Source organism: Microtetraspora fusca, from assembly GCF_001570365.1.
Classification (GTDB): Bacteria; Actinomycetota; Actinomycetes; order Streptosporangiales; family Streptosporangiaceae; genus Microtetraspora; species Microtetraspora fusca.
Genome location: NZ_BBYK01000042.1, coordinates 248,086 through 273,498, shown reverse-complemented (window position 1 = coordinate 273,498; position 25,413 = coordinate 248,086). Strand labels below are relative to the sequence as shown.

Genomic DNA, 25,413 nt, shown 5'->3' with positions numbered 1-25,413 from the left:
CCCTTACGTTAGAGCGGCGCTTTTCAATTGCTCCAGCACATCCGCGTTCTGGAGCGGACGGGTGAACCCGACCACACTCCCGCGATCCGCATATGTCGTGACTTTAATGGGGCCGCATCTGGTGCAACGGGCCTCAATCATCTTCCCGGGCGACACGATCATGCCGACGTGTCCCGGCCGGTCGGGCCCGGTGCCCGGTCCCGCGTTGAAGAACACCAGGTCGCCCGGCTGCTCGCTGCCCGGCTCGATCCGTACGCCGAAGGGCCACTGGCCGAAGGTCGTGCGCGGGATCGTCAGGCCCGCGTTGCGGTAGGCCATGTAGATGATCCCGGAGCAGTCGAACGCGTCCGGACCGGTCCCGCCCCACCGGTACGGCTTGCCGCGCTGCGCCAGGGCGTACTCGAGGATCTTCTGCACCACGCCGCCGGGGGCGTCCTCGGCCGTGTCGCAGGCGGGGTTCGGCGTGTCGATCCCGCCCGTGGCGGCGTACCGCTTGGCGATGGCCAGGACCTGGTCGACGTACCAGTCGGCGCGGTTGTAGACGAAGATGGCCCGCCTGAGGTCGTCGGGGGCGCCGTTGCGCTTGAGCATCTTGGCCGCGGCCAGGATCGCGTCGGCGGGATCGTAGACGTCGCCGTACCCGTCGCCGTCGCCGTCCGAGGCGTACCCGTTGAAGTCGCTGCCCATCTTGATCCTGGACTTGCCGCCCCACGTGCTGATCAGGAACTGCATGGGGCCGGCGGCTCCGGCGTAGTTGGTGCCTTCCTTCACGCCGGGGAGCTTGGATCTGCCGTGGTCGGTCTCCCGCTTGCCCACCGCCGCGAGCACGTTCCACTGCACGCCGATCTGCGCGCCGAACTTCTTGTACAGCTCCAGATAGTCGGCGGGGATGTCCTCGCGCGCCGACTCGGACAGGTCGGAGGCGGTCGCGGCCTCGGCGCAGTCCACCCCGCCCATTCCCCCGCCCATGAGCAGGGACGGCGAGGGCGTCATCAGCATGATCGACCCGAAGAGCGTGAACGGGACGAGGATCGCGAGGGCGACGGCCAGCCCGCGCCAGGAGAACCTCCCCGAAAGGGCCTTGGGCGGTATCACGGCGACGTGTCCCCGTCCTGGCCGGCGTCCGCGGGCTGCAGGTCGTACACCCTCCAGTCGGCGCCGACCTTGATGACCGTCACCGCGAACTCGTCGCGCTGCTCCTTCTCGCCGCTCTGCGCGGTGACGTGCTGGACCGAGCCGACCACGAACGTGACCATGTTGGCCGTCATGTCCCGGATGGAGCGCACGGTCGCCGTGCCGCGCGACACCACCTTGTCGGACCGGTTGTGGTTGACCAGGGCGGGCGCGGTCATCGTGCGGGTCAGGTCCGCGCCGAACTCGACCGTCGCGAACCCCGCGAGCCGCTTCGCGAACGCCGCCGGATCCTCGTCGTGCCGGAACGTCCCGTACGACTCGGTGAACCGGCGGGCGAGGTCGGCCGCCGCGCCCAACTCGGCCTTCGACAGCGGCAGGTAAGAGTAGATGTCGAAGGTCGCGGGCGTGGTGGCGACCTGGCTCGGGACCGTGGTCGGGGCGGCCCCGGGCAGTGGCGTCCTGGTCCGCTCGGACGTGCCCGGCGGCCGCTCTGACGCATCGCCGCCCGACGACCCGGACGACGTGAGATAGACGCCGACGATGGCGAGGACGACCACGACCGCGGCGAAGGCCAGCCCCCGCCGGCCGTCCCTTCCCTTCATGGTCACTCCTTGTCGGAGCCGGAGGGCCTCGCCCAGAAGGGACCGGGCGCGTCATCGGGGCTGCGCCCGCTCTCGCCGCGGCTGGACAGCCACAGCGGGGGCGCATCGGAGGAGCGCGAGCCGCCCGAGGCCGAACCGCCGCCGAAGATGCTCCCTCCCGACGACCGCCCGCCGGAGCCGGACCGGGAGGCCGAGCCGTTCGACCGGTTCGATCCACCGGATCGGCTCGACCCGCCGGAGCCGCCGCGCGAGGACGAGCCGCCCGACGAGCCCGACCACAGCGACCTGCGGCCCCCAGAACCGCCCGAACCGCTACGGGACGGGCGCGACGCCCAGCCGCCCGAGCGGCCGCTGAACCAGCCGCCGCCGGAACCGCCGCCCGAGCCCGACCCGGCGGACGAGCCCGAGCCGGACGGCGTGCGCGTGGGCGTGGCGGGCCGTACGCCGGAGAGGTTGAGCGGCGGGGCCGAACCCTGGCGCGGGATCGTGGTGGCCTTGCGCCGCCCGGGGCCGGGCGCGTCGGTCTCCAGGGGCGCCGGCTGCGCCGCGGCCCGGACGCCGGCCGGGATCGTGCCGGGTGCGCCCTCCTCGCCGCGCACCTTGCCCTGCGCGACCGAGGAGGCGGCCACCGCCGCGGCCGTGCCCGCTCCGGTCGCCATCGCGGCGGCGCCGACGATCGGCTCAGCCTTGCGCAGGCCCCATCGTCCGACCCGGCTCGCCGCCACCGGCGGCAAGGCGTTCGCCGCGCGGGAGAGGGTCGGCGCGCTGGCCGCCTCGCCGAGCATCCGCGTGGTGAGCGTGTGCCCGTCCATCGAGGAGAACAGGTGCTGGAACGGCCGCCGGTAGAAGAACACCGCGATCGTCAGCAACGCCATGAACAGGATCTGCATGCTCCACGGCAGGTTGGTCGAGATGATCAGCGAGTAGCCGTACACGAGCACGCCGAGCACCAGCGCCAGCACGGCCTGGCGGAGCAGCGTGCCGATGACCATCTCCACCCAGCGCATGGCGATGATCCGCCCGGAGCCGGGATGGACACCGATCAGCAGGAACACCGGCCCGAGAATCAGCAGCAGCAGGAAGCCGATCTTGAGGGCCAGCAGGGACACCGCCACCAGAAAGATCAGCAGGCCCGCGACCATCGCCGCGACGAACGCGCCGATCGCGATGCCGAGCCGGCTGGTCCAGTCCTTCCCCTGGAAGAGGAAGTACATCGAGGTGGTCTGCAGCGGCTTGGCGATCTCCTCCTCGAAGCGCTTCTGGTGGGCGTCGGTGCTGGGCATCTGCCGGGCCGCCTGCTCCACACGGTCGATCGCCTGGACGTCGAGCAGCTTGGCGCCGAACGTCTTCACCACCGGGGCGTCCGGGTCCGCGGTGCCGAACTCGCCCATCAGCCACGGCTTGCAGACAAGTGTGGACCAGAGCGCGTCGGCATTCTGGTCCACTCCCGGAGTGCCCGGCTGGGCATAACCGCCGGCCGTGGTCTCGGCGTCGCCACCCCCCTTGGCGGGCAGGCAGGACGCGCCTCCCGCCCCCGGCAGCCCGGAGAACGCCGAGTTGACGATCTCACCCGTCTTGTCGGTCACGACCTTGCCGAGCCCGGTGAAGTCCGCGGGGCGGCTGAAGAACCACACCGCCGCGACCACCGCGATGACCATCCAGATGACACCCTCGGTGGTCGTCGTCGCCCGCTTGCGGATGAGTCCGTACCACGCGAGCCAGATCGCGCCGAGGATGACGATCGGCCGCAGGTACGGCCAGTACATGGCGTTGGCGAGGTTGGTGACGATGTCGTCGACCACGTTCTTGATGGGCTGGATCGGGCCCTCGGAGGCCGCCGCCTGGTAGGTGCTGATCGTGAGCCGGTCGATCGCCTTGGCCCAGGAGAAGATCGCGTTCGCCCAGGAGTTGCCCAGCACGGCCGTCACGTCGGAGCAGCCCAGGTCGTACGTGTGCCAGAACTGGCCGGCCATGCCGTACCGGCCGTAGTTGGTGAGCGCCGCCTGCTCGGCGGGGGCGGGGGCGGCGCCCGTACCGGTGCCGGTCGCGCCGCCCGTCGATTCGGTGCCGGTCCCCGCGGCGGCGGTGGCGGTGGCGGCGGTGTCGGGCGGCGGCGGCTTGACCAGGCCGTCCACACCGCCGTCGACGATCTCGGGGGCGAGGGCGGGCGAGAGGTCGCACACGCCCGCCGCACTGGCGGTACCGGACAGCACCAGGGGCAGTGTCAGGAACGCCCCGACGACCACAAGGAGCAGGGCGAGCCTGCGTCTACGACCTGAGTGAGCGCGACCGTTCACCCGCGTTCTCAAGACCGCACCTCCTGCGCGACCCCCTGCTTGCCGGCGCCCCCGCCAAGAAGATCATGCCTTTTCTCGTGCGGTTTGTCGTGGGTCGGATTCGTGTCGAGCCAGCGGAGCAGCTCATCGGAGATGAGGTCCACCCCGATCCGCCCCGCCCGCCCGTCCAGATCCCGGAAGACGCACTCCCCGTTGCCCAGGGACCGCAGCACCGCCTTGTGCTCCTCCGACGGTTCGACCCCGAGAAGTTCCATCACGTGCTCGACCTCCACCCGCTCCGTGGAGCGGAACGCGAACACCGACGAGAGACAGTTGGTGACCTGCTCGTTCAGCAGGTCACCGGCGTTCTGGGAGACCAGGACGAGCGCCGTGTTGCGGGATCGGCCCATCCGCGACACCTCGGGCACCAGCTTGGCCCCCTCGGGCGTGGAGGTGATCGCCCACGCCTCGTCCAGGAAGATCGCCTTCGGCGTGCGCCGGTCCAGGCCGTTCATCAGCCGCCGGGCGAACTGCGAGACCAGGTACAGCAGGGCCACCGAGAGCCGCTGCTCGTACGAGTAGTCGTCGCGGGGAGTCGCCACGTCGGGCAGGGTCAGCCCGTCCAGGGTGAAGACCGTCGTCCAGCCCTCGGTGTCGATCTGGTCGCCGCCCGAGGGGTCGAAGCAGAGCTGCGCCAGGTGCATCTCGGACATCGACCGCAGCACGGCCCCGAGGTTCTTCGACGCCGGGTCCTCCGAGCGCTCCAGATGGTCGACGACCTTGCCCAGCGACGGATCCGGCTGGTTCGAGATCGCCGCGACCGCCTGGATCATCGCCGACTCGCGCTCCTCGGACATGCGCGGCAGCAGCAGCCGGAGCGTCTCCGTCGCCATCGTCTTCTTCGCCGCGATGTCGTCGCCGAAGGAGAACGGGTCGAGCAGGCCGGGCGCCGCCGCCCCGAGCGGGATGATCCGCGCCCGGCGGCCGCGGTCCTCCAACAGGCGCACCAGCGACTCGGCGTCGCCCTTCGGGTCGATGACCGCGACCGTGACGCCGCGCAGCGCCATCTGGTACATCAGCAGCAGCGCCAGCGTCGTCTTGCCGCCGCCCGGCTCGCCGGTGATCGCGATGGCCGTCGGGCGGTTCCTGGTCGCCGCGACCAGCGGGTCGAAGTGGACGATGCTGCGCGCCCGCCCCAGCGTCTCCCCGATGTACGGCCCGCGCCAGCCCGCACTCGACTCGTCCACCCGGTCGCCGAGATCAACCGTCGCGGTCGCCATCCCGCCCGCGATCGTCCGCAGCGGCTGGCGCTGCGCGTACGCGTTAACCCGCACCTTCTCGCCGGGCAGCGCCTCGCAGAAGAGCGAGAACTGATCTCCGGTGGAGTTCACCACATCGATGCCGAGGTCGCGGTAGTGCTCGACGATCGCCTCGACCCGCTGGACGCAGATCTCCTCCGTGGGGGCGCTCACGCTCAGCCGGTGCCAGCCGTACACGAAGGGCAGCCGCTCCTTGGTGATGCCGTGTTCGAGCATCCGGGCGGCGTCGATCTGCTCGGCCAGCGCGAGCGGGGCCTCCGCGCCCGCCTCGCGGATGTGGATGTCCATGTCGCGGGCGTGGGCCAGCTTCCTGGCCACGTCCTTGCTCGCCATCACCGGGGGGATCAGCCGCATCCTGCTGGAGATCTCCACCGGGAACGGCATCTGGTCGGCGAAGTGCATCCACGGCTCGCCGTCGGGGAACGGCATCAGATCGGGGAACCGCGCGAACGACAAGTGCGCGGTGAACGAGTCGCCCGTCGGCTGCTCGATCCGCAGCAGCGAGCGGCCGTTGTGGATCTGCCCCTCGACCAGGGACTCGATCTCGCCCTTGCCCCACCTGCGGCGCGGCGTCGCGGACGGCGGAGGGTCGCCGAGCGCGCCCGACACCGCGTGCTGGAACAGCCAGGCGATCTCCGTCGAGCTGGCGTGCCTGGCGTAGAGCGAGCTGGAGGCGAGCGCGCGCCCGAGCCGCTCGGCCTGCTCGGTCCACCGCTCGATCTCCCGCTCGGGCACGTTGTCGTCCTCGATGCCGAGCGCCTTCTCGCTGCGCTGGTAGAAGCCGAACAACTGGGCCAGCACCCCGGTACCGAGCTGGGCCCCTCGCCGGCCAAGCCTCACACCGAGGTAGATCTCCTTGCTCCAGAAGTCCTTCGCCCAGACGTGCCGGTACATCTCCTCCAGGTAGTCGCGCCAGCCCGGTCCCTCGTCCGAGGTGGCGTTCAGGGCCATCGCCCACTCCGCCGCCGGATAGGTCCGGTGCGCGATCCGCAGGTGGACCTCCGCGTCGGGCATCCTGATCGCCGCGAGCGCGATGGTGATGTTCGTGGCCAGCGCCTCGCGCTCCTCGGGGGTGACGAACTCGTAACTCACCGTCGGAAGCCGGAAATACGCCCATGCCGCGGTGTCGGTGAGCAGGACACGATCATCGAAGTACCGCACCGCGAGCCGGCTGCGCGTCCTGGTCACCGGTCGCTCACCACTCTTCGCCGACCCCGGGGGCCGCCCGTTCCCGGGGTATCGCTCAGCTCGCCGTGCCGGGCCCGCCCGGTGTTCACTTGTCGCTCACCACTCCCCACCCACTCCGCAGACAGTTGCCACTCCGCTCGCGAGCCGGGGTTCACTGGTCGCTCACCGCTCCCCTCTCACGCTGCGGACCGCTCACCTGGCCACCTCCTGCTTGTGCTGGTTGGCCGCCAGGCCGCTCGCGATCACTCCCGCGAGGGCCACGTACGCCCTGCGGCCCCCGGGCCGGAGCCGGGCCGGATCGACCGGCCCCTGCCGGGAGAGCTCGTCCTCCCAGGGGATGCGGACGATCGCCCGGCAGCGTCCCCTGGCCACCGCCTCGGCCTGCTCCACGTCGGACGCGCTGCGCCTGCTCACGCCGTTGACCACCATGACGGCCCGGCGCCGCAGGTCGGAGCAGCCGTGCCCGTCCAGCCACTCGTACGTCATGGCCACCGCGTCGGGCGCGTCCTCGCTGGCCGGCGCCACCAGCACCAGCTGGTCGGCGTACGGCAGGAGCCGCGCGGCCAGCGCCGCGGCCGGGTCCACGATGATCAGCCGGTAGTGGCGGTCCAGCGCGGCGAGCATGCGCGGCCACCCGCTCTCCAGCCGCTGGGCGGCCCCAGCGTCGGAGTCCGCGCCGACGACCTCCAGCCCCGAGTCGCACCGGCTCGTGTACGCGCGCATCCCGAGGTAGCCGCTCACCCCTCCCGACCCGGCGAGCAGGGAGCTGAGCGTCTCGGGCGACTCCGCCGGGATGCGGGTGGTGAGGGTGTGCTCGCCGGCGCTCGCGTCGAGCGCGACGATCCGGTCGTCCCGGTATTTGGCGAAGGTGTGGCCGAGCATGACGGTCGTCGTCGTCTGTCCGGCGCCGCCGGTGCAGCCGAGGACCAGGATCCGCCTGCTCCCGGTGAGCACGGTGCGGGCCCGTGCCACGTCGATCTCCATGCCGTCGGTACGGCCTCCGCCGCCGCCCACGACGACCTGCGCGATCCTGCGCCACCCTCCGGAGGTGTCCCGGCCGACGACCGACTCGACCCGGCGCACCCTCGGCTCGTCGCCCGGCGCGGCGGCGCGGATCGAGACGGGCACCGCGGGCGGGTCGGCGAGCTGGACCGGCACCGCGGGCGGATCGGCGGGCTGGACCGGCACCGCGGGCGGATCGGCGGGCTGGACGGGCTGCCCGGTGGGTTCGTGGACCGGCTCGCGTACCGGCCGGACGGCTTCCCCGGCGTGCTCTCCGGCGGCTCCGCCCCTTCTCGGGGCTTTCGCCACCGGCTCGCGTACCGGCGGCGTCTCCTCCAGGGGGACCCGCGACAGCGGCCGTACGACCTCGCGGGCCGGCTCCTCCGCCGAGGCCGCAGTGGCATCCGCGACCTCGCGAAGCGGGCGGACCGGCGGAGTCCCGCCACTTTCCCCTGCGGCCGGGTGGGCGGCCTCGGCAGCCGGGCGCGCCGCGCCCCGGCCGGGCCGCTCCGCAAGCGACGGCGGGACCTGCGGCGGCTCAGCGTGTTGCGGCTGGGCGTGCGACGGCTCGGAGTGTGGCGGCTGGGCGTGCGACGGCTCGGCGGCGACGACGTCCGGGCGGCCAGGGGCGATCCGCCCCGGCTCCTCGGCCGTTTCCGCCTTGGCGTGCCGCAGCGGCTCCTCGGTCGCTTCCGCGTTGGCGTGCGGCAGCGGCTCCTCGGTCGCTTCCGCGTTGGCGTGCGGCAGCGGCTCGTGCGCGGACTCACCCGCATTCACGGGAGCCCAATCCGGCCGCGCGTGTCTCGGCTGGTCGTGCGCGGACTCGCGCGCCTCCTCCGGCGTGGAATCGGGCCGGGCGTGCCGGGGCCGGTCATGCGCGAGCCGTTCGGGCTGCGGAACCTCTGCCGGAGCGGTCACGTCCGCTCCAGCGGCAGCCACCTCGGCGGCCTTGTGCACTTCAGCGGCCTTGTCGGCCGCACGGGCCGCCACCTCGGTGGTTCCCTCCGCTTCGGCGGCCGTTGCGACCTCGCCGGTCGCCCGCGCATCGTGCGCCCCCACCTCCGCGGTCGGCCCCATCTCGGCGGCTTCCGCCTCCAGGTGGGCGACGCCGACCGGATCAGGGCGGTGGGCCGCCGTCGCGGCGGCATCCGATCCGTAACCGGCGGCAGCGGCGGCATCCGTACCGGCGTCCGCGGTCGCGGGGGCCTCACCTTCGGGGCCGAGGGGAGCGCCCGTTCCGGAGTCCGGGCCCGCGACGGCATCGCCATCGGCGGTCGCGGGGGCCGTCTCCGGAGCCTCGGCCGAGGACCAGACCTTCGGCGGCAGGCGGAGCGCCTCCTCGCCTCCCGGCGCGGCGCCGCGCTCGTCGCGCACGGGTGTCCCCGGCTCAGCGAGGCCGGGCGCGCCCACGGCGCGCTCCGCGACCCGACGCCGGTCCGAGCCGTCCTGCGCGGAGGCGGCCAGCCTGCGGAGCTTGCGCAGCGCGTCGGGGCCGATGCGCGGCACCGCGGGCGCGCCGTACCCGGCGTCGGCTCCAGAGGAGGCCCGCCCGCTCCTGGCCGGCGTGCCGTCGTTCCTCAGAAGGGTGCTCCCGGGGCCGGCGTCCGCGGTCCCCTTCCCGAAGGAAGCGGGCGCGGGCGCGGAGGTCGCCCTCGCCGACGCGCTCGCGGAGGCGGTCGGCAGGGGCAGCGGCTCCGCGACGGCGGTCGGCAGGGGCAGCGGCTCGGCGACGGCGGGCACCGCGGCCGCGCCCTTGGCCGCGGCGGCGACGGCGGGTCGCACGGTGGGGGCGGCCGCGCGACGCTGCCGTCCGGTGGCCCGGCCCTTGCGCGCGGGGGCGGAGCGCCAGACCCGCACCGTGAGGGTGATCTCTTCCGGCTCGCTGGCCGGCGCCATCCGGCACCAGGTACGCGGCTCGGCGAGGTAGCGCACCTGCGACTGGAGCAGCTCGGTGAGCCGCTTCCCCTCGATGACGGGCCGGGTCGAGAGCCAGGTGACTATCCCGGGAGGAACCAGATAGACCACGTGCCACGGCGCGTCGAAGGGAAGCCCGACGAGAAGGAGGAACGTCCACCAGGGGACGAGGACGCCCACGAACACACCGATCCAGACGATGGGAAGCGGTGTCGGCAGCTTCAGGTCGTACAGCTTGTAGAGCCGCTTCTCAATTCGCCAAATATTGGTATACGTGGGCAGATCCACCCGATCCTCCTCTCTGCCTGATCACTTGATGCCGAGCGCCCCCGCGATCGCCTTCGCCGTCACCTCGATGATGTTGGGCACGTAGAAGATCACGCCGATCGCGATCGCCAGAATGATGAACTGCATGAATCTGGTGATCTCTCGAGTGAAGAGGAAGAAGATCGCCACAACGGAGACGACGACCAGGAAGAGTGGCGCGAAGAACTTGCGCAGGAAGTCCGCCAGGCCCTCGGTGTCGATCCCGGTGGCGGGTGGAGCCGATGGATCGAACGCGATCTCCACGATGGTCTTCAGAATCATTCACGCCCTCCCGGGGTATGGATCAGCGGCCTCGTGTTCCGTCATGCGCTACCCCACGGGGCGGCTCGCGCCCTGGACTGCCTCGACGAACCATTTGCCGCCCTGCTTCTCCACCGTGAGCCGGTAGGCCTGCTCCAGCCCGGCCGGCTGCGTCGCCGGATCGTCCGTACGCGGGGTGGCGGCGCCCCCGCCCGACGACACGGCCCACACGACGACGGCGGTGACCTCCCGGGTGCTCCCCTCGCCCGCGGGGACCACGACGTCCTTGAGCTGGGCGAGCGTGAGCGCCCCGTCGAAGCCCTCGACGGTCACGCCGTTGGCGACGTAGCGCTGCAGGTCCACCTGGTCGCCCGCGGCGTACGCCTTGAAGAACCCCTCAAGCTGGGGACGCAGCTCGGCCTCGGTCGCGGAGTCGCGGTCGGGGTCGGCCACCGCCGGGAGCCCCGCCGGGCCGGAGTCCGGCAGCAGCCCCGGCCGCTCGGACACGACGAACTTGGACCCGTCGTAGTAGATCGGCACTGAGAGAAGCCCGCGCCTGCTGCCCGCCTGATATGTCACGGTGACGACGGCGTTGTTGGCGTCGCGTACGTTTATCCCGGTGAACTGGAAGGCGCCCGCGGACATCCGGCCGTACCCATTCCAGCCGAACTGCTCCTGCGCCCCCTGGGGCAGAAATGGCTTCAACCGCTCCGCTCTTTGTTGCGGATTAGACGCGTCGAAATTCAGATAGACCGCCGCGAACTGATTGGCAAAAGCCGCGGCTTGTGTCATGGGAAATCCCGAATCGCTGGGCTCGGGGATCGCCCCGGCCGTCGTGTCCCCCTGGGTGAGCCGTTCGAACGGCGCACGCACTCCGTTGACGACGATGACGATGATCAGTGCCCACAGGACGGCACGGCCGGTCCAGACGAGCCAGCGGCCCCCACCGCCGCTCCAACCCCCGCGCCGACGGGCGTTCTCGCGCGTGTCCGCCACCCGTTCAGGGCCCTGCGGAGGGTACGACTCGGGGTCGCCAGCGATCCGAGGATCCGGCTGGACGGTTGACCTGCGAGCCATCACGCCTCCGCTCGCGCCGATCCCCCCGGCTGGCGCGGTGTCGTCTTACTCTCGATCCGGTTAGCCGCATTGAAGTTTTCACCCTAGCGGTCGGGCCAATTCTTCCAGGAAAGCCACGCCCATGGTGCAAGCATCGCCGCGACCGAGCAAACCGGGTCTCTGCGCGGACCCGCACCCCATGCCCATCCGTTGCACAGGAAAAGCGTGTTGTGCCTGGCCAGCGGCTTCATCGATTACCTAACCGCCACGTATTGCTGTCCTCGCAGCTCAGAGACGTGGCGGGTGGGCGATCGGGCGGCGATCAGACGTTGAAACGGAACTCGACCACGTCGCCGTCGCGCATGACGTAGTCCTTGCCCTCGATCCTGGCCTTGCCGGCGGCGCGCGCCGCGGCCATCGACCCGGCCTCGACCAGGTCGTCGAACGAGATGACCTCGGCCTTGATGAAGCCGCGCTGGAAGTCGGTGTGGATGACACCGGCGGCCTCGGGCGCGGTGGCGCCCTTGCGGATCGTCCAGGCGCGGGTCTCCTTCGGCCCGGCGGTCAGGTAGGTCTGCAGCCCGAGCGTCTCGAAGCCGACGCGGGCGAGCTGGGCCAGCCCGGACTCCTCCTGGCCGACGGACTGCAGCAGCTCCAGCGCCTCCTCGTCCGGCAGCTCGACCAGCTCGGACTCGATCTTCGCGTCCAGGAAGACGGCCTCGGCCGGCGCGACGATCGCCGACAGCCGGGCCCGCAGCTCCTCGTCCACCAGCTCGTCGGCGTCCAGGTTGAAGACGTACAGGAACGGCTTGGCGGTGAGGAGGTGCAGCTCACGCAGCTCGGCGAGGTCGATGCCCGCCGCCTTGCCCCCCGCGTACAGGGTGGTGCCGGAGTCGAGCAGCTGGGCGGCGGCCCAGACGGCGTCGAGCTGGACCTTGCGGTCCTTGTTGTTCCTGGCCTCCTTCTGGAGGCGGGGCAGCGCCTTCTCGATGGTCTGCAGGTCGGCGAGGATCAGCTCGGTGTTGATCGTCTCGATGTCGCGCTCGGGCGCGACGTCGCCGTCGACGTGGGTGACGTCGGGGTCGGAGAACACCCGGATCACCTGGCAGATCGCGTCGGTCTCGCGAATGTTGGCGAGGAACTGGTTGCCCCGTCCCTGCCCCTCGGACGCCCCCTTGACCAGACCGGCGATGTCGACGAACTCGACCTTCGCCGGCAGGATGCGCGCCGAGCCGTAGATCTCGGCCAGCTTGGCCAGCCGGGGGTCGGGCACGCCGACGATGCCCACGTTGGGCTCGATCGTGGCGAACGGGTAGTTCGCCGCCAGGGCGTTGCCGCTCTTGGTCAGCGCGTTGAAGAGGGTGGACTTGCCGACGTTGGGCAGGCCGACGATCCCGATGCTCAGGCTCACGTAGGCCGAGTTTACGGGCCGTCGCGGGTTGCTCCGACACCAGACAGGCAGATCACCTCGGTCCCGCGCAGGGACCGGAGATAGTGGTCGGATCCCTCGGCGCACTGGCTCGGCGACTCCACCCGGCCGGTGACCTTCGCCCAGGCCCGATCGGACGCGCAAGGGACCTTCACCAGCAGGCGGGACGAGGTGGGCAACTCGGGCTGCTCGACGCAGTCTCCCGCCGCGACCACCCGGCCACCCTTCCCGAGACAGGCCACGTCACCCCCTTTGAGGGGAAGCGCCTCGACCGTCCCCAGCGAGCACCTCCGGGCCGACTCCACGACGCCGATCACCTGGCCGTACCAGTCGCCGTCGGCGCACGGCCGCTCCCCGCCCCGCACGGCCACGCAGTCGCCGGCCCGCAGCACGCCGCCGCCGTTCCCCGGGTCTCCGGGATGGCGTCCGCCCACGCTCCGTACGCACGCCGTACGGCCGGAGCCCAGGGAGACGAACTCGTCGGTGTCGGCGGGGCAACGCGGCGGGCTGTCGACGACCGCGACGACGCGGCCGGTGGCCCGCTCGCAGAGCACCAGCCCGACCCGCGTGCCGGTCCGCCGCACGCACGCGCCCTCGGTCCAGGTCAGCGGCTCGCCGGCGGTCCCGGGGGCCGTCTCCCGGCTCGCCGCGACGACCGCGCCCAGCCCGATGACGAGCACGATCACCACCCCGGCCGTTATCCCGGCTATCTGGGAGCGCAAGCCGTACGTATTCACATGACGACTTTGGGTGATGTCCGCCGTTCGCACAAGCCGAACGGGACGCCCGGGAGGGGGACGCGCCGCCCGGCTTCCGCGCGTGTCCTCGAGGGAGGGACGCCCGCGCGCCTCCCCCTCCGGAGCCGGATTGCCTGGGATCATCCCGAACCGTGGATGTCGTGGCGCTCGTCCTCCAGCTCGCCGTAGGTCTCGCCGTGGGGCTCTTGATCGGGTTCCTGCTGGCCCGGGCCAGAATCTCCGAGGCCGAGGCGCGGAGACGGGCCGCGGAGGACAAGGTCGCGTACGTCGAAGGCCAGCTCGCGGAGCGGTTCCAGGCCCTCAGCGCCCGCGCGCTCGACGTCAACAACCTGCGCTTCCTCGAACTCGCCGAGAACCGGCTGAACACGACGAGGGCGGAGGCCACCGGCGACCTCGACCAGCGCAGGCAGGCCGTGGAGAACCTGATCGGCCCGCTCAAGGAGACGCTCGCGAAGGTCGAGAACCAGCTCAGGGAGAGCGAACTCGGCGCCCGCGCCGCCCGCGCCGAGCTCGGCCAGCAGATGGAGTTCGTACGGCAGAGCTCCGAGCAGCTCAGGAGCCAGACGTCGGCGCTGGTCCGCGCGCTGCAGCGGCCGGAGGCCCGCGGACGCTGGGGCGAGCTGCAGCTCCGCCGGGTCGCGGAGATCGCCGGGATGGCCCGCTTCTGCGACTTCGACGAGCAGGTCAGCGCGGACACCCCGGACGGGCTGGTGCGCCCCGACATGGTCGTACGGCTCAGCGGCGGCAAGAACATCATCGTGGACTCCAAGGTCTCGCTCGCCGCGTACCTGGAGGCGGCGGAGGCGGGTGACCCGGACCTGACCTCGGCGCGGCTCGACGCCCACGCCCGCCACCTGCGCGAGCACGTGGACCGGCTGGCGGCCAAGGCGTACTGGCAGGCGTTCAGCCCCGCGCCGGAGTTCATGGTCCTGTTCATCCCGGGGGAGGCGTTCCTCGCCCCGGCGCTCGAACGCGACCCTGCCCTGCTGGAGTACGCGATGAACAGGCGGGTCCACATCGCCACCCCGACCACCCTGATCACCATGCTGCGCACCGCCCACTACGCCTGGCAGCAGGCCGCGCTCAGCGAGAACGCGCGGGCGGTCTTCGACCTGGGCAAGGAGCTGTACGACCGGCTCGGCGGACTCAGCCGGCACGTCGACGGCCTCGGGCGCGCCCTGTCCAGGACGGTCACCGCGTACAACAGGACGGTCGGCTCGCTGGAGAGCCGCGTGCTGGTGAGCGCGAGGAAGATGAACGATCTCGGCATCACGGACAAGTCGCTGGACGGCCCGGCCCTGGTCGAGGAGCCGCCCCGCCTGCCCGCCGTTCCGGAATTGGGGGACGAAGAGCGCGTAAGCGCCTCTCCTGGCCCGGTCCAGAACGGTAAGTTGGCGCGAGACTCGTCGTAAAGGGGGACACGATGAGAGGCACCGATCATGCCGGTCGGGTGAGGCTGCGGCTGACGGCCAGGGGCGCCGTCGCCCTGCTCCTCGTGCTCACGCTGCTCGGCCAGATCTTCAGCCCCGGACCGGTCTTCGTCGTGGGTTGCGTCGCGGCGGCGCTGCTGGTCCAGCCGCGCGACCTGCTCCCCCTCGTGGTCACGCCGCCGCTGGTCTTCTTCGCGACGGCCGCGTTCGTCGAGTTCTTCCGGTCGCTGCGCGCGGCCTCGATGCTCCAGGCGCTCGGGCTCGGGCTGTTCACCTCGCTGTCGTCCGCGGCGCCGTGGCTGTTCGCCGGATCGGCGGTCGTGCTCGCGATCGCGTGGTGGCGCGGCCTCCCCCAGAACGTGCGCGAGCTCCGGCAGGATCTGGCCGCCCGCGCCGAGGTGCCGCGTCCCCGCCAGGGCGAGGAAACCGCCTTCGACCCCGAGCCCGAGGGCTACTTCGAGCCCCGCGTGTACGGCGAGGCCCGCGACTGAGCGCCGCGTCCGTACGCGCCGACCCGGACGGGCCGTCGTGAACGGTCGGATGTGCGGCTACGGTGAGCAAACGACGTGCGCCCTCTCCCGGCATCGCCGGCAGGAGGGCCGTCGCGGCGCAGGTTTCAGGCGGTGAGCGGGAGGGCGACAGTGGCGACGAGCGGCGACGTGGCGGAACCGTCGGCCGAGGTGCTGACCGAGGCGGCCGCGACCTTCGGCCTGCTGGCCTCCCCCGCGCGTCTGCAGATCGTCTGGGCCCTGGCGCAGGGCGAGCGCGACGTGAGCGCGCTCGCCGAGAGCGTGGGCGGCGCGCTGCCCGCGGTCAGCCAGCACCTGACCAAGCTGAAGCTGGCCGGGCTGGTGCGCTCGCGGCGCGAGGGTCGCCGGGTCGTCTACCTGATCAGCGACGAGAACGTGGTGACCATGGTCCGCTGGCTGGTCGGACAGCTGACGGGCCACGAGGGGGCGACGGAGCGCGTCCATGGTCTGGGCGCCTGAGGCCGTATCGGGCGCCGGACCGCGCGACGTCCGGGGGACGGACGCCGGACCCGCCGAGCGCGTCTCCATCACCGACGTGGCCGGGCTCACCCCGCTGGAGGCGCTGCGACTGATGCGGAGCGGGCCGCGCGGCCTGCTGGAGTCCCAGGCCGAGGAGCGTCTGCTGCGGTGCGGCGAGAACGTGCTGCCGGAGCCGGTCTCCACCACCTGGCCGCGGCGTCTCGCCCGTAGCCTGCGCGACCCGTTCACCATGGTGCTGCTGGGTCTCGGGCTGGTGTCCGCCGCGATCGCCTCCTGGGGGACCGCGTGCGTGACCGTGCTGCTGGTGGTGGTCAGCGCCCTGCTGCGCTCGGGCGGGGAGTACCGCGCCGACCGGTCCATCGCCGCGCTGCGTGAGCTGATCGCCACCACCGCGACGGTTCGGCGCCGGGCGGGCGCGGCCTCGGCGCCGCTGTACCGGGAGATCCCGGTCGGCGAGCTGGTGCCGGGCGACGTGATCCGGCTCGGCCCGGGCGACCTCGTGCCCGCCGACGTGCTGCTGCTGCGCTCGAACGGGCTCACCGTGCACCAGGCGGCGCTCACCGGCGAGTCCCGTCCCGTCGCGAAGCATCCCGTGGACGCGCCCGACGGCCCGCTCACGGGCACGGCTCCGGGCGCGGAGCTGTTCGACCGGCCGCAGCTGTGCTTCCAGGGCACCGGTGTGGTGTCCGGCACCGGCACGGGCGTCGTCGTGGCGACCGGCGCCCGGACCATGTTCGCCGGGGCGCATCAGGGGAACGCGAGCAGGCGCCGGCCGTCCTCGTTCGACCGCTCGGTGAACGGCATCTCCTGGCTGCTCATCCGGTTCATGCTGCTGATCCCGCCCGTCGCGCTGCTGGGGGACGCGGCGCTGCGCGGGCGCGGGCTGGAGGCGCTGCCGTTCGCCGTGGCGGTGGCGGTCGGGCTGACACCCGAGATGCTGCCCGTGATCGTCACCACGGCGCTGGCCCGCGGCTCCGCCCTGCTCGCGCGCGACCGCGGAGTGATGGTGCGGCGGCTTCCCGCGCTGCACGACCTCGGCGCGGTGGACGTCCTGTGCATCGACAAGACCGGCACCCTCACGCGGGATCTGCCGGTGCTCGACTGCTCGCTCGATCCGGACGGACGGCCCGATCCGGCGGTGCTGCGCTGGGCGGCCGTCAACAGCCTGTGGACGATCCAGCTCGCCGACCTCCCCTGCCCGGACGCCCTGGACGAGGCGATCATGGACGCGGCGGAGCGGCTCGACGCGGGGCCGCCCGCGTCCGACGGCGTCGCGGCGCTCCCCTTCGACCCTGCCCGGCGCAGCTCCTGCGCCGTCGTCCAGCGTCCGGGCCGTCTCGGGGTGCACACCCTGGTGGTCAAGGGCGCGGTCGAGGACGTGCTCGACCGCTGCACGCTCGTACGCGCCGCCGGTCCCGACGGGGAGACGGACGGCGAACTCGACGCCGCCGCCCGGGAGCGGCTGCTGCGGTCCGCCGGGACGATGGCGGCCGACGGGCTGCGCGTGCTCGCCGTCGCCCTCGCCGACCGGCCCGCCCGTCCCGGTCCGTACGGGCCACGCGACGAGCACGACCTGACCTTCGTGGGCTTCGTCGGGCTGCGCGACACGCTCGCACCGCAGGCCGGGGACGCGCTGGCCGAACTCGCCGGGCGCGGCGTCGCGGTCAAGATCCTGACCGGCGATCACCCGGGTACGGCCGCCCGCGCCTGCCGGGACCTCGGCCTCGATCTCGGTCCGGATCTGGGCCTCGGCTCGGGTGCCGTCGTGACCGCCGACCGGCTCGACGGCCTCGACGACGATGCCGTGGCCGAGCTCGCCGCGCGTGCCACCGTCTTCGCGCGCTGCGCTCCCGAGCACAAGGCGCGCGTCGTCGCGGCGCTGCGCGCGGCGGGGCACACGACCGGGTTCCTCGGCGACGGCGTCAACGACCTGCCCGCGCTGCGCGCCGCCGACGTCGGGATGTGCCCGAGCGACGCCGCCGACGTGACGCGGCAGACCGCCGACGTGGTGCTGGCGGCCAAGGACCTCACCGCCATCGACCACGCGATCGCCGCCGGACGCCGCAGCACCGGCAACATCGTCACCTACCTGCGCGTCGTGCTGTCCTCCAACGTCGGCAACGTCATCGCGATGCTCGCGGCCGGGCTGCTCCTGCCGTTCCTGCCGATGCTGCCGATCCAGGTCCTGGCCCAGAACCTGTGCTTCGACGCCGCCCAGCTCGCGTACGCGTTCGACCGGCCGGGCCGAGGAGCGATGCGGCGTCCGTCCCGGCTCCGGCCGCGCGGCCTGCTGCGCTTCATCGCCGTCTTCGGCCCGCTCAACGCGCTCGCCGACCTGACGACCTTCGCCGTTCTGGTGTCGGCGGTCCCGTTGTCCGGCCAGGCGAGCGGCCAGGCCACCTTCCACGCCGGGTGGTTCGTCGAGAACCTCCTCACGCAGGCCGTGGCGATGCTGGTGCTGCGCGGGCGCAGGCGGATCCCCGTCCCGCTCATGGTGGCCGCGTGCTTCCTCGTCGCCGTGGGCGTGCTGCTGCCGCTCTCGCCGCTCGCGGCCCCGCTGGACATGACGGCGCTCCCGGCCTCCTACTACCTGCTGCTCGCCGGCGTCGTGGCCGTCTACGGCGCCGCCTTGCTGGCGGCCAAGGCGTGGTTCGACCGCCGCCACGGCGACCGTACGTGACCCGGCCCGTTTCGGTGGGGTGCGGCTCAGCCGTACGAGAGGTTGGAGCAGATGCCGTCGGCGGCGGACCTGGACGTGCCCGCCAGGCTCGTCGGCAGGGGCGCGGGCACGGAGGCGCTCGGATCGGGCGCGTTCGCATACTCGGTGCCCAGGATGACCGTGATCGCGGGCTCGGAGCTCCGCTGGAACCGCGCGCCGCGGAACAGGCGGCCGACCGTCTTGGCCTGGATCGCCAGGCCAGGACCGTACCTGATCAGGGTGGTCGTGCGCGTCTGTGAGTCCGCGGTCGCGACGCGGGTGACGGTGAACCCGGCCCCCTTCAACCGGTCGGCCGCGCGGGCGGCGAGGCCGGAGACCGCGGTGCCGTTGTACACGGAGACGCTGATCCCCTCGCCCGAGACCGTGGCCGCCGAGTGCGGGGACGACGGGCCGGACGGCCGGGCCCTGCCGCCGGCGTCCACGCCGTCGATCGTCCGGTCCGCCTTGAGCGCCGCCCACAGGGCGTCCGCCTCATCCTGGACGATCGCGACCCGCGCCCCCTGGTAGCGCCAGGGCAGGGTGACGAACCTGGTGTTCCGCAGGTCGACGCCCCGCAGCGACAGCGCGAACGACAGCAGCTTGTCGGCCGACCCCAGGCCGGGGTCGAAGGTCATCGACCGCGCGGCCGCCTCCACGAGCGGGAGCAGGGTGGTCGGGTTGAGGCCCTCGGCCCGCACTTTCTTCAACAGACTGGACATGAAGGCCTGCTGCCGCTGGATGCGGCCGATGTCGGAGCCGTCGCCGATGCCGTGGCGGACGCGTACGTAGTCGAGGGCCCGCTGGCCGGACACCACCTGCCGCCCCTTGGTGAACAGCAGCTTGCCGCGCGCGCCCAGGTTGGGGTTCAGGTCGCCCTCGTAGACGTCCTTGGGCAGGCAGACGGGAACGCCGCCGACCGCCTTCGTCATCGCGGCGAAGCCCCGGAAGTCGACGACGACGGTGTGGTCGACGCGCAGGCCGCTGAGCTTCTCCACGGTGTTCTGGGTGCAGGCGGGGTTGCCCGCGGCGGTGAGCCCCACGGTGAACGCCGAGTTGAACATGACGTTTTGCTGTGGCCGGCTCCACGTCCCGTCGGACAAACGGCACCGGGGGATGTCCACCAGGGTGTCGCGCGGGATCGACACGGCGATCGCGTGCTTGCTGTCGGCGTACACGTGCAGCAGGAACGCGGTGTCGGAGCGTCCGACGTCCCCCTTGCCCCCGCCGTACTTGCTGTTCTTTCCCGAACGCGAGTCCGAACCGATGACGAGGATGTTCTGCCCGGCGAAGCTCGGCGCCGGCCGGCGGCGGTCGATCCCCTTCGCGTCGAAGGTGGTGATGCTGCCGTCGAGTCGCGAGTACACCCAGCCGGCCCCCAGGGCGAGGACGGCTACCAGCGACCCCGCCGTGATGACGGCGACCAACAGGATGCGACGCCCGTACAGCGCCCCTCCGACGCCGCGCGGGCGGTCAGTGGGCCGTCGCGGGTCCGTCGTGGTGGATGCCCTCATGAATGCGCTCCTGCTGGGGAGGACGACCACAGAGCGATCGCCCACTTGTATAGTTGCGCAATCTAGCAAACTTGGCGCACGAGATCGGGTCACCGGATCGCGCGTCTCGATGCGGAGAAGGGAGTTGGGGGTGCGATGTTCCTGCGCAACGGCCTGGAGCCCGGGCACCTGCTGGTCCTGGGACTCGTGTTGATGCTGTTGTTCGGCTCCAAGAAGCTGCCGGAGACCGCCCGCGCACTGGGCAGGTCGCTGCGCATCTTCAAGAACGAGACCGTCGCCCTCCGGGCCGAGGTCACGACCACGGACGCGGCGAGCGCCCCGGCCGTCTGCGAGCCGGGCCGTACGAGCGCGGAAAGTGGGCCGTCGCGAGCCGATGGCGACCGGTAGATCGCGGGTAGCCCCGCCCGTCACTCAACGACCTTCCGCGAGGAGATCGCGGTGCTGACCCGGCCGGGAGCCAGGGGGACCGGCCGGGGGGCGCGCCGGTCGGCCGCCGTACTGCTGTGGGCGCTGGTGTGTGGGCTTGAGGTCTACAGCCTCCTGGGCCCGGCCACGCCGAGCGTTTTCGCGGGCCCGGACGGGCGGCCCACCCCCCGGCTCACAGTCATGGAGCAGGGAACGCCCGTGGAACGCCGCTGCGGCGCGCCCGTGCGGGAAACTCCCCCGCATGGGCCCGCGTCCACTCCGAGCCCTCTGCCGTGACGCCCGGCCTCCGACGAGACGGTTGGGGCATGCCCTGAACGCCTACGCAGGCCTGGGGTGGTCCACCGCCTCTCCTGAGACGTTCCATCCCTGGGGCGCGGGCCGAACGGCGGCGGACACCCCGATCGCCAGGGGACGCCGCAGGCCGAAAAATGGGTGCCACACCAGGAACCCGCATGATGTGATGACCTGAATGAATGGCTCGAAACACCAAGTTCCCGGCGATCCCGATCTGCTGGTCAAGATAGAGCAGAACCTTGCCGAGCACGCCTGCCACCTGCACCGTCGCATGGAGAGCTCGACCGTAACGGAGACGGACGACCTCCTGATCGCCGACAGCGGGCTTGACGACGACACTTTCAACATCGTCGCGGCGGCGCGTTTCACCTCGGACACCGTCTCCACACGCGTGGAGGAGACCGTACGCGCGCTGGCCGCGACCGGTCGCCCGTTCTCATGGTGGGTCGGTCCCGCGTCGACACCACCGAACCTCGGCTCGCTCCTGACGAGCGCCGGTCTGGAGGCGTCCGAGACCGAGACGGCCATGTGGAAGGACCTGCACGCCGACCTGCCGAAGCCGCACGCCGACGGCCTCGACATCCGCCTGGTGACGACTCCGGAGCAGCTCGCCGACTACGCGACGGTCCTGGCCGCGAACTGGGACCCGCCGGCCGCCACAGTGCACCGGTTCTTCGCCGACGCCGCCGATTGGGCCCTCGCGCCCGGCTGCCCCGCCCGGTACCTGGTCGGCTATGTGAGCGGCCGTCCGGTCTGCTCGGCCGAGGTCTTCCTGCACGCGGGGGTCGCCGGGATCTACAACATCGCGACACTCGCGACCGACCGCCGTCGCGGCTATGGCGGCGCCATCACCCTGGCCACCCTGCACACCGCGTACGACGCGGGCTGTCGCACGGCGGTCCTGCAGGCATCCTCGGACGGTGAGCCCGTCTACCGCCGCCTCGGATTCGAGACGTGCGGCCGGTTCACCGAGTTCGCCATCGCCCCGTGCAACCGTCCCGGCCCGGCGGAAGGGTGAACGCGAGCGGCCCGCTCGACCGCCGCCATGGAAAAGCCCCGCCCATGTGGGCGGGGCTTGCGGGGACCGGGCCGGGAGTTACGACGCCGAGGAGGCGCGCAGGTCCCGCCGGAGCTCGTGGGGAAGAGCGAACCGCATCCTCTCCTGCACCGTCTCGACCTCTTCGACATCGGTGAAGCCGTGCTCGGCGAGCCTGCGCAGCACGCCATCGACCAGTTCCTCGGGGACCGAGGCGCCGCTGGTGACGCCGACCGTGCTGACGCCGTCGAGCCACGCGTCCTGGATGAAGGAGGCGTCGTCCACCAGGTAGGACGCGGCGGCGCCGTAGTCCTTGGCCACCTCGACCAGGCGCTTGGAGTTGGACGAGTTGGTCGAGCCCACGACGATGACGAGCTGCGACTCGGCCGCGATCTGCTTGACCGCCGCCTGCCGGTTGGAGGTGGCGTAGCAGATGTCGTCGCTCGGCGGGTCGATCAGGTTCGGGAAGCGCTCGCGCAGCCGCGCGACCGTCTCGGTGGTCTCGTCGACGGACAGCGTGGTCTGCGACAGCCAGACAACGCGGTTCGGGTCGCGTACGGAGACCTGGTCCACCCCGTCGAGGCCGTCGACGAGCTGGATGTGGTCCGGAGCCTCACCCGACGTGCCCTCGACCTCCTCGTGGCCCTCGTGGCCGATGAGCAGGATGTCGTAGTCCTTGGCGGCGAAACGCTTGGCCTCGTTGTGCACCTTGGTGACGAGCGGACATGTGGCGTCGATGGTGCGGAGCCGCCGCGCGGCGGCCTCGTCGTGGACGCTGGGGGCCACGCCGTGGGCCGAGAACACCACGATCGCGCCCTCCGGCACCTCCTCCGTCTCGTCGACGAAGATCGCGCCACGCGCCTCCAGAGTCCGGACCACGTGGGTGTTGTGGACGATCTGCTTCCGTACGTAGATGGGCGCGCCGTACTGGTCAAGCGCCTTCTCCACCGCCTCGACGGCACGGTCCACTCCCGCGCAATAGCCGCGCGGCTTGGCAACCAGGACACGACGGGCGGGGGTATATGGCTCCATGTTCCTATGCTATGTGGAGCGTCAGCCGCCTCTTGACCTCTCCCGCATCATCCGAAAACGACTCCGCTGGAGCTGCGATGTCCCTCTTCCGATCACTCATCAAGCCTCTCCGTAGCCTCTTCAGAAGGGGCGACGAGCTGAAGGACGAGCTGAAGGACAAGGCCAAGGACCTGCCCGCGACCGCGCTGCAGACCACCATCAGCGGGGTGGGCCAGGCCCTTCTGATCGGGGACCAGGTCCGTTCCACGATAAAGCGGCTCGCCACGTCCGAGGGCGAGGAGGCCCCGGCGACCACGACGGAGGAGCCCGCCGCGGAGGAGGCGCGTCCCGCCCGCCGCGAGCCGGTCATCTTCGCTCCGCGTCCGGCCGCGAAGGAGGCGCCCGCGCCGGACGGTTCCGCGCCCGCGGAGGAGGCCGTGACCGCGGCCCCCGCCGAGAAGGCGGAGTGGGAGGCCCCGGCGGTCGAGAAGCCCGCCGAGAAGCCTGCCGAGAAGCCCGCGCCGGAGAAGGGCCCCGCGGAGGCTCCCGCCGCCGAGAAGCCCGCGGAGGCTCCCAAGGCCAAGCCCGCCCCTCAGAAGCCCGCCAAGGCTCCCGAGGCGGCCGCGCCCGCCAAGCCGGTGGAGAAGCCGAAGCCCGAGGCCGCGAAGCCTGCGGAGAAGGCGGCGGAGAAGCCGAAGCCCGAGGCCGCGAAGCCCGCGGAGAAGGCGGCGGAGAAGCCGAAGCCCGAGGCCGCCAAGCCCGCCGAGAAGCCCGCCGCGAAGCCGCGCCCGAAGAAGGCCGCCGAGGCCGCGGCGGAGGCCGAGCCCACCGTGGCGCCCAAGGCGCGCGCCAAGAAGAAGACGGCCGCCACCGAGGTCGCGGAGGGCGTGACGCACGAGGGCGTCGCCGAGCCGTACCCGGGGTACGCCGGGCTGTCCCTGGCGTCGCTGCGCGCCCGGATGCGCGGCAAGTCCGCCGACCAGATGCGCGAACTGATCGCGTACGAGAAGGGGACGGCCAACCGCGACGACGTGGTCCGCATGTACGAGACGCGCCTGGCCAAGATCGAAGCCGAGTCCTGAGTGAGCGCGAAGACCTCTCCCGAGGAGCCGCTTCCGATCCGCTCGGTGCTCCAGATGGTGGCCCAGTGGATCAACCGGCTGGGCACCGTCTGGGTCGAAGGGCAGATCACCGAGCTGACCGCCCGAGGAGGAACCGTCTTCCTCACCCTCCGTGACCCGGTGGCCAACGTCTCGGCCCGGGTGACCTGCTCGCGAGGCGTGTACGAGGCGAGCCTCCCCCGGCCCGTGGACGGGGCGCGGGTCGTCATGCACGTCAAGCCGGACTTCTGGGTGAACAAGGGGTCCTTCGCCTTCACCGCGATGGAGATCCGGCCGGTCGGCGTCGGCGAGCTGCTGGCCCGGCTGGAACGGCTGCGCCGGCTCATCGTCGCCGAAGGGCTCACGAACGCCGACCGCAAGCGGCGGCTGCCCTTCCTCCCCTCGACGATCGGGCTCGTCTGCGGCCGGGACTCGGCCGCCGAGCGCGACGTCATCGAGAACGCCCGCCGCCGCTGGCCCGCCGTACGGTTCAAGGTGGAGCCGGTGGCGGTCCAGGGGCCGTACGCCGTGGGCGAGGTCACCGAGGCGCTGCGCAGGCTGGACGCGGACCGCGAGGTCGACGTGATCATCGTCACGCGCGGCGGCGGCTCCCTGGAGGACCTGCTGCCGTTCTCGGACGAGTCGCTGGTGCGTGCCGTCGCGGCCTGCCGTACGCCCGTCGTGAGCGCGATCGGGCACGAGCAGGACAGCCCGCTGATCGACCTCGTGGCGGACGTGCGCGCCTCCACCCCCACGGACGCGGCCAAGAAGGTGGTGCCGGACGTCGGCGAGCAACTCGCGCTGGTACGCCAACTCAGGGATCGCGGCCGGCGCGTGCTGGGCGGCTGGCTCGACCGGGAGATCTCCTGGCTGCGGTCGGTCCAGTCCCGGCCCTCCCTGGCGGACCCGGTACGCGAGCTCGACCGCCGGGCGGAGCAGGTGGACGCGCTGCGCGAGCGCGCCCGGCGCTGCCTGGGCTCCTCCCTGGACCGCTCGGCCGACTCGCTCGAACACCTGCGTGCCCGCCTCGTCGCGCTGTCCCCGGCGGCGACGATGGAGCGGGGCTACGCGATCGTGCAGCGCCCCTCCGGAGAGGTCGTACGGCTCGCGGGCGAGGTCAAGCCCGGCGACGAGCTGACGATCCGTTTCCCCGACGACCGGATCAGCGTGACGGCGACGTCCACGTGAGACCCGGGTAGCGCTCGGCGAAGCCGTGGCCCGCGTAGAGATCCATGCCGTCCGATGTGGCGTGCAGGTCCACGCGGGCCACGCCGTTCTCCCGGTACCACGCCATGAGCGCGTCCAGGATCGCCCGTCCGTGTCCCCGGCGGCGGAAGGCCGGGTCCGTGGTCATCCCGAGGATGTAGCCCCAGCGGCCGTCGGCCAGGCCCGGCCCGGGGAATCGGCGGTAGATGAATCCCGCACCGCAGGCGGCCAGCCCGCCGCCGGGGGCGTCCACCACGTACACGGCGACGTCGGGGTCACCGAGGCGCTCTTCGAGGGCGCAGGCGTACGCCTCCTGCCAGCCGCTCTCGATCTGGCCGTGGATGTCGGCGGCCATGCGGACGGCCAGCACCTCGCGGAGGCGTACCAGCTCGGGGATGTCGTCGACGGTGGCGGCGCGAACGGTCATGGCTGCCGATTATCCCGAC

20 protein-coding genes are annotated in these 25,413 nt (G+C 72.1%); 8 read left to right on the top strand and 12 right to left on the bottom strand.

What is annotated here, in order from left to right; genetic code table 11:
* Positions 1–3: 3 nt before the first annotated feature.
* From AWQ68_RS10440 to AWQ68_RS10400, 9 genes are all read right to left on the bottom strand, one after another.
* Positions 4–1,095 (bottom strand): C40 family peptidase, encoded by a 1,092-nt coding sequence (locus AWQ68_RS10440; protein WP_066938340.1) that lies wholly within the window; start codon positions 1,093–1,095, stop codon positions 4–6.
* Positions 1,092–1,736: a hypothetical protein gene (locus AWQ68_RS10435; protein ID WP_066938337.1), complete on the bottom strand. Its 645-nt coding sequence runs from the start codon at positions 1,734–1,736 to the stop codon at positions 1,092–1,094. Before AWQ68_RS10435 ends, AWQ68_RS10440 begins: the two co-directional genes overlap by 4 nt.
* 2 nt (positions 1,737–1,738) lie before the next feature.
* Positions 1,739–4,045, bottom strand: a complete 2,307-nt coding sequence (locus AWQ68_RS10430) for a type IV secretion system protein (RefSeq protein ID WP_066938335.1) — start codon at positions 4,043–4,045, stop codon at positions 1,739–1,741.
* The gene (locus tag AWQ68_RS10425) at positions 4,042–6,519 is read right to left on the bottom strand and encodes an ATP-binding protein (RefSeq protein WP_066938332.1); all 2,478 of its coding nucleotides are present in this window, start codon (positions 6,517–6,519) and stop codon (positions 4,042–4,044) included. The genes AWQ68_RS10430 and AWQ68_RS10425 overlap by 4 nt, the downstream gene beginning before the upstream one ends.
* Positions 6,520–6,711: 192 nt before the next feature.
* Positions 6,712–9,723 (bottom strand): conjugal transfer protein, encoded by a 3,012-nt coding sequence (locus AWQ68_RS10420; RefSeq protein WP_066938330.1) that lies wholly within the window; start codon positions 9,721–9,723, stop codon positions 6,712–6,714.
* A gap of 21 nt (positions 9,724–9,744) precedes the next feature.
* Positions 9,745–10,023 (bottom strand): hypothetical protein, encoded by a 279-nt coding sequence (locus tag AWQ68_RS10415; RefSeq protein ID WP_066938327.1) that lies wholly within the window; start codon positions 10,021–10,023, stop codon positions 9,745–9,747.
* A 48-nt stretch (positions 10,024–10,071) separates the two neighbouring features.
* On the bottom strand, positions 10,072–10,794 hold the full coding sequence (locus tag AWQ68_RS10410; protein WP_245655855.1) for a conjugal transfer protein: 723 nt from the start codon (positions 10,792–10,794) through the stop codon (positions 10,072–10,074).
* 586 nt (positions 10,795–11,380) lie between these two features.
* A complete protein-coding gene (ychF, locus tag AWQ68_RS10405; protein ID WP_066938323.1) occupies positions 11,381–12,469 on the bottom strand; it encodes a redox-regulated ATPase YchF in 1,089 nt (362 codons plus the stop codon).
* A gap of 11 nt (positions 12,470–12,480) precedes the next feature.
* Positions 12,481–13,224, bottom strand: a complete 744-nt coding sequence (locus tag AWQ68_RS10400) for an LppU/SCO3897 family protein (RefSeq protein WP_157545092.1) — start codon at positions 13,222–13,224, stop codon at positions 12,481–12,483.
* Between the two features lie 152 nt (positions 13,225–13,376).
* On the opposite strand from AWQ68_RS10400, the gene AWQ68_RS10395 reads away from it, so the two are divergent.
* The 4 genes from AWQ68_RS10395 (at position 13,377) to mgtA (ending at position 18,365) form a co-directional block, all read left to right on the top strand.
* On the top strand, positions 13,377–14,657 hold the full coding sequence (locus AWQ68_RS10395) for a DNA recombination protein RmuC (RefSeq protein WP_084463843.1): 1,281 nt from the start codon (positions 13,377–13,379) through the stop codon (positions 14,655–14,657).
* A gap of 11 nt (positions 14,658–14,668) precedes the next feature.
* Entirely contained in the window at positions 14,669–15,166 is a 498-nt protein-coding gene (locus AWQ68_RS10390) for a DUF6542 domain-containing protein (protein ID WP_066938318.1), read from the top strand.
* Between the two features lie 132 nt (positions 15,167–15,298).
* Complete coding sequence (locus AWQ68_RS10385; protein WP_245655844.1) at positions 15,299–15,664, top strand: ArsR/SmtB family transcription factor; 366 nt, start codon at positions 15,299–15,301, stop codon at positions 15,662–15,664.
* Entirely contained in the window at positions 15,648–18,365 is a 2,718-nt protein-coding gene (gene mgtA, locus AWQ68_RS10380; RefSeq protein ID WP_066938312.1) for a magnesium-translocating P-type ATPase, read from the top strand. The genes AWQ68_RS10385 and mgtA overlap by 17 nt, the downstream gene beginning before the upstream one ends.
* A gap of 26 nt (positions 18,366–18,391) precedes the next feature.
* On the opposite strand, the gene AWQ68_RS10375 is transcribed toward mgtA, so the two are convergent.
* Positions 18,392–19,894 (bottom strand): LCP family protein, encoded by a 1,503-nt coding sequence (locus tag AWQ68_RS10375; RefSeq protein ID WP_084463842.1) that lies wholly within the window; start codon positions 19,892–19,894, stop codon positions 18,392–18,394.
* A 135-nt stretch (positions 19,895–20,029) separates the two neighbouring features.
* Here AWQ68_RS10375 and AWQ68_RS10370 point away from each other — a divergent pair, with 135 nt between their 5' ends.
* Together AWQ68_RS10370 and AWQ68_RS10365 are read left to right on the top strand one after the other, a co-directional pair.
* The gene (locus AWQ68_RS10370; RefSeq protein ID WP_066938310.1) at positions 20,030–20,281 is read left to right on the top strand and encodes a twin-arginine translocase TatA/TatE family subunit; all 252 of its coding nucleotides are present in this window, start codon (positions 20,030–20,032) and stop codon (positions 20,279–20,281) included.
* Between the two features lie 508 nt (positions 20,282–20,789).
* Positions 20,790–21,632, top strand: a complete 843-nt coding sequence (locus AWQ68_RS10365; RefSeq protein ID WP_218006829.1) for a GNAT family N-acetyltransferase — start codon at positions 20,790–20,792, stop codon at positions 21,630–21,632.
* Positions 21,633–21,710: 78 nt separating this feature from the next.
* Here the strand turns inward: AWQ68_RS10365 and AWQ68_RS10360 are convergent, their stop codons facing one another.
* Positions 21,711–22,682, bottom strand: a complete 972-nt coding sequence (locus AWQ68_RS10360) for a 4-hydroxy-3-methylbut-2-enyl diphosphate reductase (RefSeq protein WP_066938307.1) — start codon at positions 22,680–22,682, stop codon at positions 21,711–21,713.
* Between the two features lie 77 nt (positions 22,683–22,759).
* Between AWQ68_RS10360 and AWQ68_RS42255 the strand changes: the two genes are divergently transcribed.
* Complete coding sequence (locus AWQ68_RS42255) at positions 22,760–23,743, top strand: hypothetical protein (RefSeq protein WP_066938305.1); 984 nt, start codon at positions 22,760–22,762, stop codon at positions 23,741–23,743.
* Positions 23,744–24,949 (top strand): exodeoxyribonuclease VII large subunit, encoded by a 1,206-nt coding sequence (gene xseA / locus AWQ68_RS10350; RefSeq protein WP_084463839.1) that lies wholly within the window; start codon positions 23,744–23,746, stop codon positions 24,947–24,949.
* Here xseA and AWQ68_RS10345 read toward each other — a convergent pair.
* The gene (locus AWQ68_RS10345) at positions 24,924–25,394 is read right to left on the bottom strand and encodes a GNAT family N-acetyltransferase (RefSeq protein ID WP_066938302.1); all 471 of its coding nucleotides are present in this window, start codon (positions 25,392–25,394) and stop codon (positions 24,924–24,926) included. The two genes, xseA and AWQ68_RS10345, sit on opposite strands and share 26 nt — an antisense overlap.
* Between the last annotated feature and the right edge of the window lie 19 nt (positions 25,395–25,413).